At 70.5% G+C, this 20,268-nt stretch carries 13 protein-coding genes and 3 pseudogenes; 4 read left to right on the forward strand and 12 right to left on the reverse strand.

Annotated features, from left to right (window positions below; all coding sequences use genetic code 11):
- Positions 1–29 precede the first annotated feature (29 nt).
- The 9 genes from ACWD6R_RS21195 to eccD all read right to left on the reverse strand — a co-directional run bounded on the left by ACWD6R_RS21195 (position 30) and on the right by eccD (position 7,946).
- The gene (locus ACWD6R_RS21195; RefSeq protein ID WP_451820105.1) at positions 30–341 is read right to left on the reverse strand and encodes a hypothetical protein; all 312 of its coding nucleotides are present in this window, start codon (positions 339–341) and stop codon (positions 30–32) included.
- Complete coding sequence (locus tag ACWD6R_RS21200; protein ID WP_266364628.1) at positions 334–792, reverse strand: YbaB/EbfC family nucleoid-associated protein; 459 nt, start codon at positions 790–792, stop codon at positions 334–336. Before ACWD6R_RS21200 ends, ACWD6R_RS21195 begins: the two co-directional genes overlap by 8 nt.
- Entirely contained in the window at positions 792–1,373 is a 582-nt protein-coding gene (locus tag ACWD6R_RS21205) for a type VII secretion system-associated protein (RefSeq protein WP_451820106.1), read from the reverse strand. Before ACWD6R_RS21205 ends, ACWD6R_RS21200 begins: the two co-directional genes overlap by 1 nt.
- Positions 1,374–1,426: 53 nt before the next feature.
- Positions 1,427–3,607, reverse strand: coding sequence for a hypothetical protein (locus ACWD6R_RS21210; RefSeq protein ID WP_451820107.1), 2,181 nt, complete (start codon positions 3,605–3,607; stop codon positions 1,427–1,429).
- Between the two features lie 4 nt (positions 3,608–3,611).
- Positions 3,612–3,989 (reverse strand): hypothetical protein, encoded by a 378-nt coding sequence (locus ACWD6R_RS21215; protein WP_451820108.1) that lies wholly within the window; start codon positions 3,987–3,989, stop codon positions 3,612–3,614.
- 36 nt (positions 3,990–4,025) lie between these two features.
- Entirely contained in the window at positions 4,026–4,325 is a 300-nt protein-coding gene (locus ACWD6R_RS21220) for a hypothetical protein (RefSeq protein ID WP_451820109.1), read from the reverse strand.
- Positions 4,326–4,391: 66 nt separating this feature from the next.
- The gene (locus ACWD6R_RS21225; RefSeq protein WP_451820110.1) at positions 4,392–4,739 is read right to left on the reverse strand and encodes a hypothetical protein; all 348 of its coding nucleotides are present in this window, start codon (positions 4,737–4,739) and stop codon (positions 4,392–4,394) included.
- Positions 4,740–5,000: 261 nt separating this feature from the next.
- Complete coding sequence (gene eccB / locus ACWD6R_RS21230; RefSeq protein WP_451820111.1) at positions 5,001–6,446, reverse strand: type VII secretion protein EccB; 1,446 nt, start codon at positions 6,444–6,446, stop codon at positions 5,001–5,003.
- Between the two features lie 117 nt (positions 6,447–6,563).
- Entirely contained in the window at positions 6,564–7,946 is a 1,383-nt protein-coding gene (gene eccD / locus ACWD6R_RS21235) for a type VII secretion integral membrane protein EccD (RefSeq protein ID WP_451820112.1), read from the reverse strand.
- 277 nt (positions 7,947–8,223) lie between these two features.
- On the opposite strand from eccD, the gene eccCa reads away from it, so the two are divergent.
- On the forward strand, positions 8,224–12,150 hold the full coding sequence (gene eccCa, locus ACWD6R_RS21240; RefSeq protein WP_451820113.1) for a type VII secretion protein EccCa: 3,927 nt from the start codon (positions 8,224–8,226) through the stop codon (positions 12,148–12,150).
- 138 nt (positions 12,151–12,288) lie between these two features.
- A pseudogene (locus ACWD6R_RS21245) lies at positions 12,289–12,414 on the forward strand (alpha/beta hydrolase); the annotation flags it as partial.
- 90 nt (positions 12,415–12,504) lie between these two features.
- On the opposite strand, the gene ACWD6R_RS21250 reads toward ACWD6R_RS21245, so the two are convergent.
- Positions 12,505–13,791: a S8 family serine peptidase gene (locus tag ACWD6R_RS21250; RefSeq protein WP_451820114.1), complete on the reverse strand. Its 1,287-nt coding sequence runs from the start codon at positions 13,789–13,791 to the stop codon at positions 12,505–12,507.
- A gap of 217 nt (positions 13,792–14,008) precedes the next feature.
- Between ACWD6R_RS21250 and ACWD6R_RS21255 the strand changes: the two genes are divergently transcribed.
- Positions 14,009–17,308, forward strand: a complete 3,300-nt coding sequence (locus tag ACWD6R_RS21255) for a right-handed parallel beta-helix repeat-containing protein (RefSeq protein ID WP_451820116.1) — start codon at positions 14,009–14,011, stop codon at positions 17,306–17,308.
- A gap of 449 nt (positions 17,309–17,757) precedes the next feature.
- Here ACWD6R_RS21255 and ACWD6R_RS21260 read toward each other — a convergent pair.
- Together ACWD6R_RS21260 and ACWD6R_RS21265 are read right to left on the reverse strand one after the other, a co-directional pair.
- A pseudogene (locus ACWD6R_RS21260) lies at positions 17,758–17,841 on the reverse strand (transposase); the annotation flags it as partial.
- 94 nt (positions 17,842–17,935) lie between these two features.
- Positions 17,936–19,651 carry a transposase gene (locus ACWD6R_RS21265; protein ID WP_451820115.1) on the reverse strand — a complete coding sequence of 572 codons (1,716 nt, stop codon included), beginning with the start codon at positions 19,649–19,651 and terminating at the stop codon, positions 17,936–17,938.
- 178 nt (positions 19,652–19,829) lie between these two features.
- Between ACWD6R_RS21265 and ACWD6R_RS21270 the strand changes: the two are divergent.
- Positions 19,830–20,174, forward strand: a pseudogene (locus ACWD6R_RS21270) (transposase); the annotation flags it as partial.
- Between the last annotated feature and the right edge of the window lie 94 nt (positions 20,175–20,268).

Here is a 20,268-nt window from a genome sequence, read left to right on the forward strand (position 1 = left end):
TGGTGCCGCGTCTTCGGAGTTCGGCCGGCTCAGCCGGCGGCAATGTGGTTGGCGTCGTCCTCGGCGTCGTTCAGGATGACCGAGGCGTTGTTGCCGCTGATACCGACCATTTCGAGCAGATCGGAGAGGCCTTCGAGGCCGTAGGTGAGCCCCTTGCCCGCCGAGTCGACGAACTTGTGGTACTCCTTCGCGTACACATCGTCCTTGCCGCCCGCGGTCCTGTTCTCCAGGTTGATGTGGTCGTTGAGGACGCCCAGTTCACCGACGATCCTTGAGACGGCGCCGAACTGGGTGAACCGGCGCGGGAGATCCCCCGGAACGCTCAGGGTTCCGTCAGCCATAGAACTCGTCCTCCTCGCCGCGGTTGCCGGACGGCTTGCGCCCGCCGCCCAGCACCGTCTCCGTCAGCCCCTCGGGCTGCATCGCGCGCAGCGGAGCGAGCAGATCGTCGAGCTCACCACCGCCGAAGAGTCCGCTCGCCAGCTCCTCCTGACTGCCCATCAACGGCCGTACCGAGCCGCTGACCTTGGAGTTCATCTCCGTACGCGCCGCGTTGACGGTGGTCTTCAGCACCTCGGCGAGCTGGGCCCCCGGCATCGTGCGGTAGCCCTCGGTGTGGAACTTGAAGGAGAGGATCTCGCCGTGGGCGTTGACCGAGGCGGTCACCATCCGGTCCTTGGAGGTTGCCGAGGCGGACGCCCTGGCCAGTTCCTCCTGGACCTGCTGGATCTTCTTCGTCTGCTCCGCGAGGCCGGCCATGGCCTCCGCGAGCTGTTCCTGGAACGACACCATCAGTACTGCTCCTCCTTGCCTTCCGCCGCCGCTTCCAGCACGTCGACCGCGCGGGACAGGTCGTCCGCGGACAGCCGCAGAGCGACGGGGCCCGTCGGGTTGAGGTACAAATCCTGGCCTTCGGGTACGAGTGCGAACGCCTCCGAGACGGGCAGCACCCGGTGGGCGAGCGCGCCCGCCCGCTCCAGATGGGCGGGCGCGGTGAACACCGGCACCACCGGGTCGCCGTCCGGGGTGCAGGCGCTGACCGCGCCACCGCCGGGAGCGGTCAGGACGGCCAGTTCGGCCGTGACCACGGCCAGGGCGACGCCCTCGACCGGGCCGTAGCCGGTGGCCGCGAGCTGCATGGCGGCATCCACGTCGTCGGTCGGTTCGGGCCAGCCGAGCATGCCCGGCGAGGGCCGGTACTCGTCGTTCCGCTGCCATTCGACGATCTCGCCGTCGGCGTCCGAGCGCCACTGCCCGATCACCGCCCACAGCGGCGGCTCACCGTCCCCGCTCCACGCGGGGTCCACCGTGCCGAACCAGTGCTCGGGTGCGGTGCGCGCCGCCGCGCGGATGTCATCGGGCACCGGAGGCATGGCGGAGTCCTCACCCCCGGAGGGCGTTCCACCCGTCTCTGCACCTGCGGAACTCATCGTCCGATCACGCCCGTTCCGGCGTCGGGCTCGGTGCCCCACACCTCTTCGTCCTCCGAGAGCCATACGTTGCGCTGCCGGTCACCGCCGTTGCCTCCGCCGCCCGGGGCACCACCACCACCGCCCATGCCCATCGGGGGCATGAAGGGCATCCCGGTCCCCGTCCCGCCGCCCGCTCCGCCCCGGCCGAGGGCGCCGAGCGACTGGGTGGGCAGGTTGCCCCGTCCGGGTGGGACGGCCGGCGTCGCGGGCAGCCCCATGGCGGCACGGGCCCGGTTGCTGAGCCCGGACACCACGGACGACGCCTCGCGGATCGGGTTGCCGTTGCTGTCGACCATCTTGCGGAGGTTTTCGGAGGCGCCCTTCGAACCGCCGAAGAGGTCGCCGCTCGACGTGGACGGACGGCGCTGACCGTTCAGCAGCTCGTCGAGCGTCTTGGGGTTGCGGGTCTTCAGGTTGTTGCTGCTCTCGGTGATGTGCTTGCCCTGCGGGTCGGTGATGGTGCCGTCGGCGTTGATCCGGGAGCCCGGCGGAACGCTGAGCTTCCCGCCGTACATGTTGGTCAGGGGTTTGCCGTCCGCGCCGATCAGGTTTCCCTGAGCGTCCACCCTGGTGCCCTTGGGAACGATGACGTTGCCCTCGGCGTCGACTCCGAAGCCACGCGCCAGACCCCCTGAGGTGGAGCCGCTCGGAAGCGTCGGCGGCTTCGGGCCACCGGTCGCAGGCGAAATGATCTTACCGCCGGGGCCGATGGTGGAGCCGGACGGCACGATCAGGGGCTTGCCGTCCGCGCCGAGGACCGGCTTGCCCTTGGCGTCGGTGACGGCGCCGGTCTTGGGATCGATGCGCGATCCGGCCGGCAGCCCGCCGCCTCCCAGGGGATTGCCCGTGCCGGAGGTGCCGCCGCTGGGTCCGGTGACCGGATTCGGGCCGAGGCCGAGGTTATTGGTCTTCGGGAGGTTGGCGGAGGAGACTCCCCCGCTCGGACCGGTCACCGGCGGCGGGCCTCCGAGGCCCAGATCGCCGCCGCCTCCACCGCCGGAGCCACCGCCCTCACCGCCACCGCCCTCACCGCCCGCGCCGTCACCACCGGCGCCGTTGCCGAACATCTCCTTGAACTTGTTGAGGAAGTCGTCGGCGCCTCCCGTTCCGCCGTCGCCGCCGGTACCCGCGTCGCCGTAGAACTCCTTCTGCTCCTCGGACGTCAGCGAGATGGTGAACGTCGGCTTCACGACGGAGTTGGCGTCGGAGAGCTTCGCGCTCGCCTTGTCGTACGCCGTCGCCAGGGCGAGCATCGTCTGCGAGGACGCGTCGTCGAGCTCGGTCTTGACACCCGCGAGCCAGCTTTTCTTCGCTTCGCGCTCGATACCGTCCCAGTCGGGACCGCTGACCGTCGCATCGTGGTCCGAGGTGGGATTCTGGGTGCTCATCACCTTGAGGAACTGCGCACGCAGATGTGTGAAGGCCATGGAAATGGCACCGGCTTCGCGATGCTCGATGCCTGTGCCCACGGTTTCCAGCTTGTCGAACCAGTCCCAGGAGTTCTTCCGCAGCACCCCTATGGTGGCCTCCAACTGAGTGCTCACCGATTGGAGATCGTCCTTTACCGCACCGCTCATGTAGAAGGACTGCGTCTCCTGGAGCGAGCGCTTCACCGCCTGGAGGACGGCTTCGAAGAGGGCTGCGGACTCTCCTTGCAGTTCCTCCGATCCGTCCCCCACCTTCTCGGCCCATTCATTGAACTGGGTCGCCCATCCACCCGTCCAGACATCCATGTTGTTGAGGATCTCGGACGCTTTTCTCGATGACGCCGAATTGGCGTCCTTGTTCGTTCCGGATGCCACCGATCCAAGAATCGGACCGGCCGCTCCGGTGAATTCGGTCAACGCCCCGGAATCGTTGCCGAAGTCGGTCCAGTTGTAACCGAACCCGAACATGAGCCATTGCTCTTTCGGGCGGGTGGGGAAGGCGAACGCGTACCACCCGTCCAGCCCCCACTGCTGCGCCATGTGCGCCGGATTGCCTTCGAACCATTGACCGTTCGTCATCCTGGTGATCCACTTCTTCGCCCCCGGGCCCGCCACTTGGTCCCGGTCAGGAAGCTTGGTGGTCCCGTCGTGAAACATGGCGAGGATGTCCTCCCACTTGGCCGGCATCCCGGGGGGCACCTCAGCCATGGTTTCACTTTCCCTTCGGGGTCAGGATCTCGGAGAACTCGTCGGCGAGGGTGCCACCGATGCTCGTGGATTCGTCCTCGGCGTCCTTGTGTTTGGTCTCCACGTCACGCAGGCTGGCGGAGAAGTTGTTCAGGAGCGTGATGGCCGTCTCGTACCGGGTGCGCATGCTGGCGCGGTACGCCTCCATCTGGCCTTCCAGCGCCTTCGCCTGCGAGCACTTCTCGGGGTTTCCGACAGCCAGCGGGATCTTCGACCCCAGGCTCACGTAGTTCGCGTTGACCGTGAGGTCGCGGCGGAACCTGGGAATCTCCTGGTTGGCGTACCTGAGATAGACGCCGTCGGTCGACTGGAAGATATCGCCCGGATTCTCGTCAGCAGCCATGCTCACACCTCACAGAAGTCGGTTCGGTCGGTCGGCTCAGCTGCCCTGAAGGCCGTTCAGGCCGCGCCCGCCGTCGATGTCTCCGTCGATCTGCCGGGCGTGCATCCGCTGGAGAGTCGTCCGGGCGACCCCGTACTGCTCGTCGAGCTGAAGCTTGATCTTGGCCAGCTCCGCCTGGAATTCCTCCCAGGAGGTACGGGTCTGACCGCTCAGGGTGTCGCGCAGCGCGCCGAAGTTCTTCTCCATCCAGGCGAGCGCCTCCTTCATCTCCTGCTGGGCCGCGTCCATGTTCTTGATGGCGTCCAGGACCCCTTGGTGGCTGATCTTGACGGTCATGGCGGAACTCCTCGTGAGGCGGTTAAGAGAGCGGGGAAGAAAAGGCGGGGACAAAGGCGGAGAAGGTCACCCGGGGTTGATCGTGCCGGCGATACCGGCGGCGTAGCCCTTCGCCTCGTGCTCGGCGTCCGTGAGGAGCCGGTTGGCCATCGCGGTGCCTTCGCGGAAGAACTGGGTGCGCTCCATGACCCGGCCGTGCGCCCTGAGCCACTCGTCGATGCCCGCCGCGTGGGTCTCCGAGGAAACCGCCTGGTAGGCAGCCCGGACCTGACCCTGGATGGTCCTGACCTTGCGGCCCGCCTCATCCATGTCGCGAAGATGCTGGTCCAGCGTCTTCAGCGTCTCGAGCATCGCTGTTTCATCGTTGGACAGGCCGTCGGCCGAGTTGACGTTGAAGCCGGAGACATCAGACATGGGGGTCCTCCTGGACACTGCGGGAACACGGCGGCACCACGGGCGCACGACAGGCCGACCACACCGGAATCACACCCTCCGGGAGTCGACGGATCATCAGGTTAATACGTCGTACGGGATCTTGGCACGAATGTCCCCCGACAATCTGAGTGTTCATCTGCGATACGTGTGTGAGCTGTGGAAATGCCGGGAAACGCGCATGCCTCCCGGCCCTCCTATCCTCAGAGAAACCTCAATTCCCTTAAGACCGAGGAAAATCGGCTATCGGGGCATCGTGTTCTTCGACGCTTCCACGAGTCCCTGCGTCAGCAGGGCCGTGTCGTCCAGTGCGGGCCCCGACGCGAGCATCCCGAGGACACCGGACGGGATGGGCACGGACTGATCGGCTCTGTACCCGAGCGGCTGGAGTCCCTTCTCGCCCCCGGGGACCGGGTACTTGGCACCCGACTCGGTGACCAGGTAGTAGGCCGTGTCGGTGCCCGCCGAGGAGAGTGCCGTGACGAGGGCGCCGCCTTCCGGACGTACCGCGAACAAGTCGGCGGCTCCGGAACCCGCCGTGATTCCGGGCTGGTTGGACACCGCCCGGCCGCCCACCGCGTCCGCGCGGGGCAGGACGACCGAGACCGTCGGCCTGCCGTCCGCGGTGCCGACGACGGCACATACGCCCTCCCCCGCGCCGACCGGGCTGGGCCTGGGCAGACCGGTCGGGACCGTACCGCCCCCGGCTCCCACGAGCCGGGTCGCCTTCGGGTCCTGGTGGCGCGCCAGGTCGTCCGGACCGATCTTCTGGAGTACGACTGCTCCTCCGGCGTAGGCGGTCCGCTGGGTACGCGGATCGCCCTTCAGCAGTGCCTCCTCCAGCGCGGTGACCTTGGTCAGCCCGCGCTCCGTCAGCAGGTAGTGGCCGCCGGAGCCGTCGAAGAGCTGCCCGATCCGTGTCGGGCGGCCGGCCAGCGAGGGGCCCGCCTTGCCGCGTCCGGACACTTCCGGCACCGCCAGATCCGGGCCCGCCGGCAGGGCGTTGAGGAACGCGTCCGGGACCGGATGCGCCCCGTCGGGGTCGTAACCCAGTGCCTGGACCGCGTAGTTCGCGGTGTTCAGCCGCAGCCGGGTGCCGTGCCAGAGGAGGTACGTGGTGCCGCCCGGGACGGTACGGACCAGGGTGGCCCCGTCCGAGGTCACGGGCCTGCCCTTGGCGGTCAGGCCGACGGCCAGGGTGAGGAGCGGCTCCGAGGCGGCGTCGGGCCGGGTGGTGCACACCGACCAGGCCTCGCGGCTGAGCGCGCCCGCCTGCGGCAGCGGGTCCGGCGCGCCGACGATGCCCAGGGTCGCGCCGCGCGGGGCGTCCTCGATGGAGGCGGGCTTGACGCTCACCACCTTCATCCGGTCACCCGCCAGCAGTCTGGCCGATGTCTCGTTGAGGACCGGGTGGAGGACTCCGTCGAGCGTGAGGTAGCGGGCGCCCGAACGTTCGTCGAGCACCAGCGTTCCGGTGGCCTTCCACGCGTTCGAGCCGCCGGGCACCACCAGCCCGTACACCGCGACGATGAGCGCGGCCAGGGCCGCGACCACGAGGCCGATGACGAAGCCCTTCGTGGTCCGCCGGTGTGCGGACTCGGGGGCGTCCGGGTCGTCCCGGAGCATTCCCAGTGACAGCCGGCTCATGACGAACATGTGCGCGTGGACCTGGTCCCGCCTGGACTGCATTCCTTGCCTTTCCGACCGGGCATCGGCCCGGCGCGCGAGGGCCCGGGGTACCGCGGCTCTCGGCCGCCGGACCCCGGGATCCGCCGGCTGTCCGGCGGCGGACGCCGGACAGCGGGCTCAGCTGTTGAGGCCCCGCAGGTACTGGTAGAGACCGGCGACGAGCAGGGCCAGCGGGACGAGGACGATGGCGAAGAGCAGGTGGAGCAGGTCGACCGCGCGCCCCCAGTAGGGCACCAGGCGACGGCCGGGGAGCGTCCAGCCCGTGATGGCGAGCACGGCCGCGACGGCCAGCAGACCGGCGAGCAGCAGCGGCCGTGACCCGTCGTCGGTCCGCAGGACCAGCTGCACCGTCAGCAGTACGGAACCGTAGGCGGCCGGCAGGACGACGGCGAGACGCTGCCAGGCGCCGCCGATCGCCCGTGCGTGCGTGAACATCAGCGCGCACAGGACCGCCGCCAGGGTGAGCGGTGCCCAGGACGTCTCGAACGCCAGCGCCGTGAGGCAGCCCGCGGCCACCAGCCCGGTGGCGCCGTAGAGGCCCGTGAGGTAGCTGTCGGCGACGGCGCCGCGGGCGGCGATCCGCTCGTCCGGGGTGGGCTCGATGCCCTCCTGGAGCTGGCCCGCGTTGGTGGGCAGCAGCGGCACCTTCAGTCCGGACAGGCGGAACGCCAGGGACGGCAGGAAGTGTCCCAGCAGGACGACCGCCAGGATCAGCGGGGCGGCCGTGCCGGTGGCCGGGACGCCGAAGAGCATCACGGCTCCGCCGACCGCCCCGAGGACCGCGGCCAGGGCGGCGGCCAGGAACAGCGGGGCGCACGCGCCCACGGCGGCCAGTGCGAGCACGGCGGCGCCGGCCGCCGCAGAGCAGCCCGCGAGCAGCCGGGCGCCCAGTTCCGCGTCGGACTCGGCCCCTTGGGGCACCAGAGCTCCGGCCAGGGCGAGGTAGGGGACGGCCGCCGCGCCGAGCGCGGCGCCCGCGCCGATGTCGCCGACCGCCCGTGAGGCTGCCGCAGCACCGGCCAGCAGGAGGATCGCGGTCGCCGCCGCGCAGACCGTCCTGAGCCCCGTGGAACCGGGCAGCAGCAGGAGCAGCAGGCCGGTGGCGAGGGTGCTCAGGGCGAGCGCGGTCATGAGGTGGTGCGACCACACCGGCCGCCAGGAGTCGGGGCGTTCGCGCAGCCGGCTGGAGAGCCCGTCGACGAGGTCGTCGTAGTGGATCTCGGGGAGGGCGTCCCCGCGCAGGCGCAGATGTACCGTTTCGCCGTCGTGCAAGCCGAGGTCGCCGAGGGTGTTCTCGTCGTCGAGGGGTTCTTGACCGAGGCGCTGGAGCACCCATCCGCCCGCCTGCGCGCCACGTTCGTAGAGGTCGGTGCCCCCGTGGTCGACGATGGTCGGCATCAGATCGGCCAGCACGATGTCGGAGGGTACGGCGAGTTCGACGGAGCGGTCGGGCGTCAGCACCGTGAGGCGGCACAGGGGTGCCGCGGATATGTCGGTCAAGCGCGTTTCATCGCCTTCCAGGACAGTGGTCGACGCGGTCAGATTGATCACATTAACTTGTGCGTGCAGTCTGTACGTTGTGGGGTGCCGCCAAGATCGGCGGTCGCGCCCCCACCCACCCCCCGGCCTGCGTTCCCGCACCGTCGGCCGTACCGCAGGTGTTTGACGTTCCGTCATCCCGAAGACGCGTCACGGCAACCGCCGGCACCCCTCAGGAAGGCGATTCCCTTTGAGCGTGGTCCTCTTCAAGAGGCCTCCCCGGCGTCTTGGCCCCGAGATGCCCCATGGCGAACTGAGCCTCCAGGAGCCGCCCACGGTGCCGGAGACGCAGAGCGCGATGGGCAACATGATCACGTACATGCCGATGGCGCTCAGCTCGCTCGGCATGGTGCTCATCTTCCTGCGTCCCGGCAGTGGCGGCGGCCCCATGATGTACGTCGCCATCGGCCTGATGGCGCTGTCGGCCGTCGGCATGCTGGTCTCGCAGATCGTCCGGGCTTCCGGGGACCGCAAGCGGGCGCTGCTCGGTGAGCGGCGCGACTACATGCGGTACCTGTCGATCAGCCGCAGGCGCATACGCAAGGTGATCACCCAGCAGCGGGAGGCGCAGGTGTGGTCGCACCCGGACCCGGCATCCCTGTGGAGCCTGGTGCCGACGGCCAGGCTGTGGGAGCGGCGGGCGGCGCACGCGGACTTCGCCGAGGTGCGGATCGCGGTGGGCGAGCAGCAGTTGGCGACGAAGCTGACACCGCTGAGCACCAAGCCGGTCGAGGATCTGGAGCCGCTGTCCGCGCACGCCCTGCGGCGCTTCATCAAGGCGTACGGCACGGTGCCCGACCAGCCGGTCGCGGTCTATCTGCGTACCTACGCACGCGTCCTGCTCCAGTCCGAGGAGGAGGCGGTGCACGCGATGGTGCGGGCCCTGCTGGCGCAGCTGAGTGTGTTCCACGCGCCGCAGGACCTGCGGATCGTGGTGCTGGCGGACCATGACCGCCGGGATGCCTGGGAGTGGGTGAAGTGGCTGCCGCACGCCCAGCATCCGACGGACGTCGACGGCGGGGGCCCCGTGCGGCTGGTCACCGATTCCGTCCTGGGTCTCGAATCACTGCTCGGCGAGGAACTGACCGGCCGGCCCGCATTCGAGACGGACGCCGTCCCGAGCACCGAGGAGCCCTACTGCGTCGTGGTCCTGGACAGCGCCCGGACGCCCGCCGACTCCCGGCTGGCCACCGACGGTTACCGCAACACGGTGACGCTGGACGTGTCCGGCTCCCTGCCCTGGCGTCAGTCCCGCCACACCCTACGGCTGCGGATCGCCGGGCAGCAGCTCGAACTGGTCAGCACCGACCGGTCGGGGAAGGAGACCACGTCCGCGCTCGGCAGGCCCGATGTGCTGGGTCCCCGGCGGGCCAGGGCACTGGCCACGCAGCTGTCCCCCTATCGGATGGGCATCACCACGGACAACGGTGAGGCACTCACCTCGGACGTGCAGCTGACGACCCTGCTCGGCCTCCCCGACCTGCACACCGTCGATCTGGACGCCGTGCGCGACGACCGCAGCGAACGGGCCAGGCTGCGGGTGCCGCTGGGGCTCGCCGGTGACGGCACCCCGGTGGAACTGGACATCAAGGAGGCGGCGCAGGGCGGTATGGGCCCGCACGGCGTGCTGATCGGCGCGACGGGTTCCGGCAAGTCGGAGCTGCTGCGGACCCTGGTGCTGGCGCTGGCGCTCACCCACTCCTCGGAGAAGCTGAACTTCGTCCTGGTCGACTTCAAGGGCGGCGCCACGTTCCTGGGCCTGGACGGTCTGCCGCACACCTCGGCCGTCATCACCAACCTCGCCGACGAGTCCTCCCTGGTGGACCGCATGCAGGATGCCCTGCACGGTGAGCTGATGCGCCGCCAGGAGCTGCTGCGCAGCGCCGGGAACTACACGTCGGCGTTCGAGTACGAGACGGCGCGGGCTGCGGGGACCGATCTGGAGCCGCTGCCGACGCTCTTCGTGGTGGTCGACGAGTTCAGCGAACTCCTCTCCGCACACCGTGACTTCATGGATCTGTTCGTGATGGTGGGACGGCTGGGCCGCAGTCTGGGTGTCCATCTGCTGCTCGCCTCGCAGCGGCTGGACGAGGGCCGGATGACCCAGCTGGAGTCGCATCTGTCGTACCGGATCGCGCTGCGGACGTTCTCCTCGATGGAGAGCCGTGGCGTCCTGGGTGTGCCGGACGCCTACCAGCTGCCCTCCGTACCCGGCAGCGCCATCCTGAAGAAGGACACCGGGACCCTGGTCCGGTTCAAGGCCGCGTACGTCTCCGGGCCCTATCAGGGCGCCCGCAGGGTCGGCGCGTCGGCCGTCGCCGGTCAGGTGGTCCCGTACCGCACGGAGTGGACCGCGCCCCGCCTCCCCGCGCCCGACCCGGACCCGCAGCCGGTGGCGGAGGAGGAGAGCGAGGAGTCCCTGCTCGCGCTGGCCGTGTCCCGGATGCGGGAGGGCGGCAGGCCCGCGCACCGGGTCTGGCTGCCGCCGCTGGAGCGCCCGCTGTCGCTGGACGTCCTGCTGATGGGGGTGGAGCCGCACGCCGAGCGGGGTCTCACCACCATCGATCCCGAGCTGCACGGCCGGCTGACGGTGCCGGTGGGCATCATCGACCGGCCCTTCGACCAGAGCCGCGAGCCCCTGGTGGCCGAGCTGTCCGGCGCGGGCGGGCACGTCGGTATCGCGGGCGGTCCGCAGAGCGGCAAGTCCACGCTCGTACGCGACCTGATCATGTCGCTCGCCCTCACCCACACTCCGCGCGAAGTCCAGTTCTACTGCCTGGACTTCGGCGGAGGTTCGCTCGGTTCGCTCCGCGACCTGCCCCATGTGGGCGGCGTGACGGGCCGGCTGGACCTGGAGCGGGTGCAGCGCACACTGGCCGAGGTGCACGGGCTGGTGGCCCGGCGCGAGAAGCAGTTCGCCGAGCTGGGCATCGACTCCATGGCGATGCTGCGCGCCCGCCGGGCCGCCGGTGAGATGCCCGACGAGCCGTACGGCGATGTGTTCCTCGTCGTCGACGGCTGGGGCACGATCCGCCAGGACTTCATGGACATCATGGACACCTTCACGGCGCTGGCGGCGCGGGGCCTCAACTACGGTGTGCACCTCATCGTGGCGGCGGGCCGCTGGTCGGAGATCCCCACCGCGCTGCGGGACCAGCTCGGCACCCGCTTCGAGCTGCGGCTCGGCGACAGCATGGACTCCATGATCAACATGCGGGCCGCCGCGACCATCCCCAAGTCACCCGGCCGCGGCATGACCGATTCCAAGCACCACTTCCTCACCGCTCTGCCCCGGCTGGACGGCGGCGACAGCTCCTCGGACCTCGGGGCGGGCGTCGCCGACGCCGTGGCCCAGGTGGCCGAGCACTGGCAGGGCCCGCCCGCACCCGCGGTCCGCACCCTGCCGTCGGTCCTGGAACCCTCCGAGCTGCCCGACGCCCAGGTCGGCGCGGACGGCGACCTGCGCCTGCCGCTGGGCCTGGAGGGCAACCAGCTCGACGTCATGTGGCACGACTTCGCACAGACCGCGCACCTGGTGGTGGTGGGCGACGCGGAGACCGGCAAGACCAACCTGCTGCGCTCGGTCTGCCGGGCGGTCACCGACCGCTACACCCCCGCCGAGGCGCGGGTGTTGCTGATCGACTACCGGCGCGGGCTGCTGGAGAGCGTCCCCGAGTCGCACCGGCTGGGCTACGCCGTCTCCGTCGACGTACTCAAGCAGGCGGTGGACGGCGTCGCACGGGCCATGAAGGAACGCCTGCCCGGCGCGGCCATCTCGCCCGCCCAGCTGAAGCGGCGGGACTGGTGGAGCGGCCCGCGGGTCTTCCTGGTCGTGGACGACTACGACATGGTGTCCGGCGGCAACATGAGCAACCACTTCGGGCCGCTGCTCGACTACCTCGCCCAGGGCGCGGAGCTCGGTCTGCACCTGATCGTGGCACGCAGCGCCAACGGCGCGGCTCGGGCGATGAACGACCCGCTGCTGCGCCGGCTGCTGGAGGTCAACACACCTGCCGCGCTGCTCTCCTGCCCGCCCTCGGAGGGATACCTGTTCAACGACACCAAGCCGAGGCAGCTGCCGCCCGGCCGGGCACAGCTGATCACGCGCAGGGGTGTGGTGCAGGTGCAGACCCCGCTGCTGCCGGACCCGGAGGGCGAGGCCTAGGCATGTACGCGAAGTCCCGTCCCGCCCACTTCATCTACCGGGCGTACGACGGGACTTCGCGTGCACGGCCGGACGGAATTCGTCCGGCGCACTGCCCCCGGGTGCTGCCGGCGCGGTCGTGCTGGCAGGCTGTCCCGCGAGGCCGAACTGCATGTGTGGCCCGGCGCCTTCCACGGGTTCGACACCCTCGCGCCGCGGGCGGTCCTCAGCCAGGATGCCCGCGATGCCCGTTCCCGGTGGCTGCGGCGGATCGTCGGACGTTGAGGCCGGCCGAGCGGGTCACCGGATGTCGAGACCGGCCGAAAGGATCGCCGGACGTTGACGCCGCTGCCGCCCAGCGATGATGGCCGGGGCTCAGTCCGCTTCCGCGGCAGGACGACCTGCCGCCCGGCCGGCCCGCCATCCCCGGCGGCGCCCTCTGGGCAGCACGAACGCCAGGAAGGCGACCAGCAGCGTCACCCCTGTCGCCCAGCCGGCCACGGCCAGCGCCCGGTTGCGCGCCTCCGGCGGGTCGAGCGGCGGGACGGCCGGTGCGGAGGCGTTCTCCGTTACGGCCAGGGACTGTGTGTGTTCCTCGGGGAGTACGGCGGAGAGCGCCCGCACCGGATCGACGATCCCCAGCCCGATGCCGGGGTCCGGCGTGTCACCCACGGCCCCGTAGGCGGTGGACTCCAGCCGGTGCGCGACCTGCTCGGCGGTCAGCCGGGGGTGGTAGGAGAGGACCAGGGCCGCCGTACCGGCCACGAAGGCGCCGGCGACCGCGTCGCCGCGGCCGGTGAACTGGCCGCGGCCGCCCGGCCCCGGCCCCATCACCGAGACGCCGGGGGCGCTCAGCCTGGGCTGCGTACGCCGCCCTTTCTCCGTGCCCGGTGCTTCCGGTTCGCCGCCCGGCCCCACCGAGGAAACGGCGAGCACCCCGGGCAGCGCCGCCGGGTAGGCGGGCCCGTTCACCGTCTGCGATGCCGCCGCGCCGCGCTCCCACTCCCGTGACGAGGCGGGCGCCACCACCAGCGCACCGGCCTTCTGCGCGGCGAGGACGGCGTCCTTGAGCTGCTTCGGTGCGGAAGGGACGCTCAGCGCCACGTGGACGATCCGCGCCCCGGAGTCGGTGGCCGCCCTGATGCCCTTGGCCAGCGCCTCGGGTGTGGTCGCACCGTATTTGTCGGTGGCCCGCACCGCGATCACCTCGGCCTCCGGGGCGACGCCGGCCGCCTTGACACCCTGCTGCTGCCCGCCCGCCACGATCCCGGCGAGGAACGTGCCGTATCCGACGCAGTCGTCCCGCACGGTGCCGCCCGCCACCACATCCGGGCCGCCGGTGACCCGGCCGTCCAGCGCCGGAACCCGCCGCAGGTCCGCTCCGGTGCCGATGACGGCGACCTTGACCCCCGCGCCACGGCTGAGTTCCCAGGCCCTGTCGATCCCCAGGAAGCTCTGCGCCCAGGGGACTTGGGCAGATTTCTTGGCGGATCCCGGAGTGCACGGGCGGCCGTCGGCGACAGTGGCGGGCATTCCCGGCAGCGAGGGGCTGTCCGCGTCCCCCGCCGCACCGGCCGGAGCCGCGGTGCCGGGTATCAGGAGCAGGGCGGCCAGTGCTGCCGGCCCGAGTGCGTGGGACACCGAGGACCTCGAAGATCGCATGCGCCGATGGTAACGACGCTCCCCGCACCACCGGTACCTGCCCCGGAACACGCCCCGGACCCGTGCCCCGGCGGCCCCGGAACGCCGACCACCATGGCGGGCGACCTGCGGCAACAGGCATGATGGGCACAGCAGTTTCCCACGCCCTACATGCCGCGCGTCTCCGCCCCGTACCTACGGCGCAGGGGTCCGGGAGGTCAGATAAGTGTCACGCCAGATGCTCACCGTCGCCGCCGACGGGACGGGCGACCACCGCACCGTCGGGGAGGCCGTCGCACGGGCCCGTGCCGGAGCGGTCGTCAGGATCGCTCCGGGGCGGTACGAGGAGAGCCTGACGGTCTCGGCCGCGATCACCCTGACCGCCGCCGAGGGCGAGGGGACGGTGGAGCTGGCGCCCCGGCGCGGTACGGCGCTGACACTCACCGGGGACGCGGTGATGGTCAGGGATCTCGTGCTGCGCGGGCACGACGACGAACTGCCCGTGGTCGACGCGCCGCGCGGGCAGCTCGCGATGGACCGGTGCGACATCCACGGTTCGGCCTGGTCGGCGCTCTTCGCGCGGGACGGCGGGTCGCTGGCGCTGCGTCAGTGCCGGATCAGCAACCCGGTGGGCGCCGGTGTGGTGTCCACCTCCTCGGCCGAGAGCTTCCTCGAGAACTGCGTCGTCGAACACCTCGGTACGTCCGCCGTGGTGGCCGGTGAGCAGGGCAGGATCACCGCGCGCTTCAGTCGGCTCAGGGACACCAAGGGCAACGGTGTCCTCACCAACGGGCAGGCGCACGTCCTCCTGGAGGAATGCGCGATATCGGCGACCGGCAAGCCGGGCGTCGCCGTCGAGGAGGAGAGTTCGGTCAGGATGGTGCGCGGCACGGTCCGCAAGGCCGTCGTCGGCGTGTTCGTGAACAGCGCCGGGCCGGTCGTCCTGGAGGACGTCGCCGTCAGCGACGTCACCGGGCACGGATTCGTCCTGGGCGGCGGCAGTTCACCGACGCTGGCCCGGTGCAGTACCGAACGGACCGGCGGGCACGGCCTGTTGGTGACCGAGCGCAGCCGTGGCACGTTCGAGGAGTGCGTGTTCGCCACCGCCGAGGAACCCGGCGTACGCGTCACCGGCTTCTCCTCACCGGTGCTGACGGACACCGTCGTCCATGACGCCAAGGGCACCGGCGTGCTGCTCGACGAGGACTCGGCCGCCGAGTTCAACCGCCTTGAGGTACGGGACAGCGGCGGGTCCGGAATCGTGATCCGCGGCGGCGCCAACCCGCTGCTGCTGCGGGCCACGGTCACCGGCGCCGGCACGCACGGCGTGGAGGTCGTCAAGGACGGCAGGGGGCGGCTGGAGGAGTGCGTCGTCGAGCGGTCGGGCGACTCGGCGGTCCATGTCTCGGGCCACGGCAATCTGTTCGTCGGCAAGGGCCGGCTGCGTACCCCCGCCGGGGCCGGGATCCACATCGGGGCGCTCGGTACGCTCACGCTGCGGGACACCAGGGTCGAGGAGTCCGGCGGCGCGGGCGTCCACATCGCACCCGAGGGCGAACTGGCGGCCGTGCGTGCCGTGGTGACGGGGTCCGCCGAGTACGGCGTACTGGTGTCCGCGGGCGCGCGGGCCTCCCTCAACGGCTGCGAGGTGACCGGTTCGGGCGCCGACGGCATACGGGTGGAGGGCACCGACGCCGTGTCGCTGACCGGCTGCACCGTCCGCGCCAACCGGGGCAGCGGAGTGCGCCAGACGGTGCCCGGCGACCGGCTCGCCGTCGAGGGGCTGGCCAGTGCGGAGAACGGTGCCCCGGACGCCTGGGGCACCGCGGAGGACGCGGAGGCGGCGGGCGACGGGCGGCTGCCCGGCGGAGCGGCCCCGGCGGCGGCCGAAACCCTGTCCGGTACGGGCCCGGTGGCCGAGCTGGAGTCGCTGATCGGCCTCGACGAGGTCAAACAGCAGGTGCTGACGCTGATCAACCTCAACCGGATGGCGCAGCGCAGGGCGAGCATCGGCATGCCCGCTCCGCCGATGAGCCGCCACCTGGTCTTCGCGGGCCCGCCCGGCACCGGCAAGACCACCGTCGCCCGGCTGTACGGCTCCATCCTCGCCTCGCTCGGCGTGCTGCGCTCCGGGCACCTGGTGGAGGTGTCGCGTGCGGACCTGGTGGCGCAGATCATCGGCGGGACGGCCATCAAGACCACCGAGACCTTCAACAAGGCGCTGGGCGGGGTGCTGTTCGTCGACGAGGCGTACACCCTGCTCTCCGACGGCGGCGGCAGTGGTGCCGACTTCGGGCGCGAGGCGATCGACACCCTGGTGAAGCTGATGGAGGACCACCGCGAGGACGTGGTGGTGGTGGCGGCCGGCTATCCGAAGGAGATGACGGACTTCCTGGCGTCCAACCCGGGTCTCGCCTCGCGTTTCACCCGCAGCGTCGAGTTCAGCGACTACACCTCGGACGAGCTGGTCACGATCGTGGAGCGGATGTGCACCGGCCACCACTACGAGCTGGATCCGGCGGCGCGGACCGCACTGCTCACCCGCTTCGAGCGGATTCCCCGTGACGCGGGCTTCGGCAACGGCCGTACCGCCCGCAAGGTCTTCGAGGAGATGGTGGACCGGCAGGCATCCCGGCTGGCTACCCTGCCGGAGGCCGGCGAGCGGGAGCTGGCCGTGCTGACCGCGGAGGACGTGGGCGTCCCGGCGGGCGGCACGCCGGAGGACGGGCAGGACGAGGATCCGCTGCTGCGGCTGGACGCCCTGGTGGGCCTCGCGGCCGTCAAGCGCGAGGTGGGCGACCTGGTCAATCTGCTCGCCACCGCGCGCCGGAGGAAGGAGGCCGGCCTGCCCGCGCCTCGGATCAGCAACCATCTGGTCTTCGCCGGCCCGCCCGGCACCGGCAAGACAACCGTGGCGCGGCTCTACGGCGAACTGCTGGCCTCCCTGGGCGTGCTGCCGCGCGGCCAGCTCGTCGAGGTCTCACGTGCGGACCTGGTGGGCCGCTATGTCGGACACACCGCGCAGCTGACCCGGGAGGTGTTCGAACGGGCTTTGGGAGGCGTCCTGTTCATCGACGAGGCGTACACCCTGACGCCCCGCTCGGGCGCCGGTTCCTCAGACTTCGGCCAGGAGGCGGTGGAGACACTGCTGAAGCTGATGGAGGACCACCGCGACGAGGTGGTGGTGATCGCGGCGGGGTACACCGCGGAAATGAACCGGTTCCTGAGCTCCAATCCGGGCCTCGACTCACGCTTCCCGCGGCGTATCGAGTTCCCCGACTACTCCTCGGACGAACTGGTCACGATCGTCCGCATGCACGCGGCCGACAACGGCTACGAGTGCGCGCCCGGCACGGCCAACGCGCTGCGGACCCACTTCGACGACATCCCCAGGGGGGCGACGTTCGGCAACGCTCGGCTGGCCCGGCAGACGCTGGAGCAAATGATGACCCATCAGGCGGGACGGCTGAGCACCGTCCCGGTACCGAGCCTGGACGACCTGCGGCTGCTCCTCCCCGAGGACCTCTCCCCGCGCTGAGATCAAACGAGGCCCGGGGCCGCGGCGGGGCACTGTCACGTTGGCGGATTGGATTCCGGCCGAGTTCGACGGCGGGATCAGCCTCTCCGCCTTCAACGGGCACATCTGTCAGGGAACGTGCACGCCGATCGAGCCGCAGGGCGGCGACTGGACGGCCACGCCGCATTGGAAGCCGGGCGAGACCCACTCGGCGTCGCTGACGACGAAGTACGTGGGACAACTCGGTGGCCAACCAGGCATACCTGTACAAGCCTGACGTCAAGATCGAGGGCACCGTTCACTCTCCCGGCGTGGGGCAGAATATCGACTACCAGTGGAGCAAGGACTACCGTCCCGAGCAGGTCTACCTCGACCAGATCCGCTGCGACACGAACACCACGTGGGGCGAGAGCGGCTGTGTGTTCCTCAACTCGGCCCCGACGTATGCGTTCAACGACCGAGCGGTGCCGGTCCTTCCACGCGGTGATCACCGGCTCGATCAACGACCATTGTTCGTCCGATAAGTCACTCGGATACGGCTTGCGTTCACTCACCCGGTCACATCACCAGATCAACAACCGTGGACCGGCAGATTCCGCCCGCCGCCACACCATCAGGCGACCGCAGATGACCCTGTTGCCCATTCGGTTATGCGGCGAGGCTGAGTTCGAGTTGGGCGAGGTGGCTGGTGTGGCGGCGGTCGAGTGGCTTGCCGTTCCACCAGGCGTTCAGGCGGATGAGGTTGAGGGCAACGGCACTGTGGACGTGTTCGAGGTGGGTCTTGGCGAGGCCGCGGTAGCGGGCCCGGCGGCTGTCGGTGACGGCGAGGGCCTGGCGGATGGTGCCCTCGACGCCGGAGCGCAGGGCGTATGCGTCCTGCCAGTCCCGGCCGGTCTGTTCGGCGCGCGCGGTGCGCAGGGCCTCGGTCAGCGGGCGGGGGTTCAAGGTGAGCTGGCGGAAGCCCCGGCGGCTGGTGGTGCACAACTCGCGGACCGGGCAGGGGCCGCAGGTCGGTTTGGTGAAAGCGACCACGATCATCGGATAGCCGTGCTGGGTGCACGGGCTCCAGGAGGAGCTGGCCTGCCCCTGGGGGCAGGTGACCTGCTGGTACTTCCAGTCGATGGTGAACGCGTCGGCCTGGAAGCCCGCGTTCTCGCGGGCCTGGCGGGACTGGTCGAGCAGGACCGGGGTGATCAACGCGATGCCGTAGGTCCGGCGGGACTTCACGATCATGTCGGCGCTGGGGTAGCCGGATTCGAGGTAGTGCTCACCCGGGAGCAGGCCTCGGCGCCGCAGCTGCTGGTGGATGCCGTCCAGGGCCTTGGTGTCGGGGACGGTGGAGGCGGTGGTGGCCACGTTCGTGATCAGGTTCGGGGCGGTGCGTTCCTTCTCGGGCGCGTCCGTGCAGCTCTCGCTGACATGCAGCTTGAACCCGTTCCAGAAGGTGTCGCGCTTGGCGGACCAGCGGGTGTCGAGGTCGTAAGGGGAAGCGATGCGCAGATGGCCGGGCGGCTGCCCGTCACCGCCCTCCTCGGTCCTGGCGCGGCGGGCCACGACCTCGCGCCCGCCCCGCGTGGTGGTGCGGGTGTAGTTCTGCAACAGCACGGTGCGCAGGGTCTGCACCGCGGTCAGCTCGCGCAGCCAGGGCTCCGAGCGCGGATCGTAGACCGCTTCCAGCAGGGCGAAGCCGTCGCGGGCGTAGGTCAGCGCGAGCTGCTCGCGCTTGGTGGCGGAGGAAGGCATGCGCCAGGTGTCGATGCGGGTGTCGTAGCGGCGCGACCAGCCGGGCACGTCCAACACGCCGGCGATCCAGTGCGGCGCGGCCACCGTCAACGCCTCCACCGCCGCCCGCACGCTCTCCCCGGCCAGCTCCAGGCGGTTCAGGTCCCGCACCGCGGAGACGACGTGGGTGGAGTCGGTGCGCTGCTTGCCCCCGGCTCCGGCCAGACCCCGCTCCGTCAGCCTCTCCAGCAGCAGGTCCAGGACCTTCTCCTCCAGATGGTGTCCGACCACCCGGGTGCGAAACTGGGACAGCACGGTGAAGTCGAAGCCGGTGTCCTCCAGCTCCAGCCCGAGCGCGTAGGCCCACGAGAGCCGGTCACGCACCGCCTCCGCGGCCTGGCGGTCCGTCAGGTTCTCCGCCATCTGGAACACCGTCACCAACGCCAGCCGACCCGGGGACCAGCCCGCCGGCCCCGTCGCGCCGAAAGCCTCCGCGAACTCCCCGTCCGGGAACAGTTCCCCCAGCCGGTCGCGCACCGCCACCGGCAACGGAACCTGCCGCCCGTAGTTCTTCGCCCGCACCGCCCGCGCCACCACGGGATCCGGCTCCGGCCACGACTGCGGCTCCATAGACACGCCCATCCCACCTCACGCCCGGGGATCAGGAAGGAACCGGCCGCACCACCAACCCTGCCAGCACCACCAAGCCGCTGTCAGCCCTCAACTGTCAATGGGCAACAGGGTCAGCTGCGGTCGCCTGATGGTGTGGCGGCGGGCGGAATCTGCCGGTCCACGGTTGTTGATCTGGTGATGTGACCGGGTGAGTGAACGCAAGCCGTATCCGAGTGACTTATCGGACGAACAATGGTCGGTGATCGAGCCGGTGATCACCGCGTGGAAGGACCGGCACCGCTCGGTCAGCGGCCACCAGGGCGCCTACGACATGCGGGAGATCGTGAACGCGATCCTCTACCAGGGGCGGACCGGCTGCCAGTGGGCCTATCTCCCGCACGATCTGCCGCAGAAGAGCGCGACCTACTACTACTTCGCCGCCTGGCGGGACGACGGAACCGACCAGGTCATCCATGAACTCCTGCGCTGCCAGGTCCGCGAACGCGCCCGCCGATTAGAGGACCCGACCCTGGTGGTCCTGGACACCCAGAGTGAACCGCCCCGGGTTCGGTAGAGATCTCAGATGGTGGTTGTGACCTGGGGTTTCGTGGATTCCATGTAGTGGTTGGTCTCGTACTCGACGGGCG

This window comes from Streptomyces sp. NPDC005151, assembly GCF_053599875.1.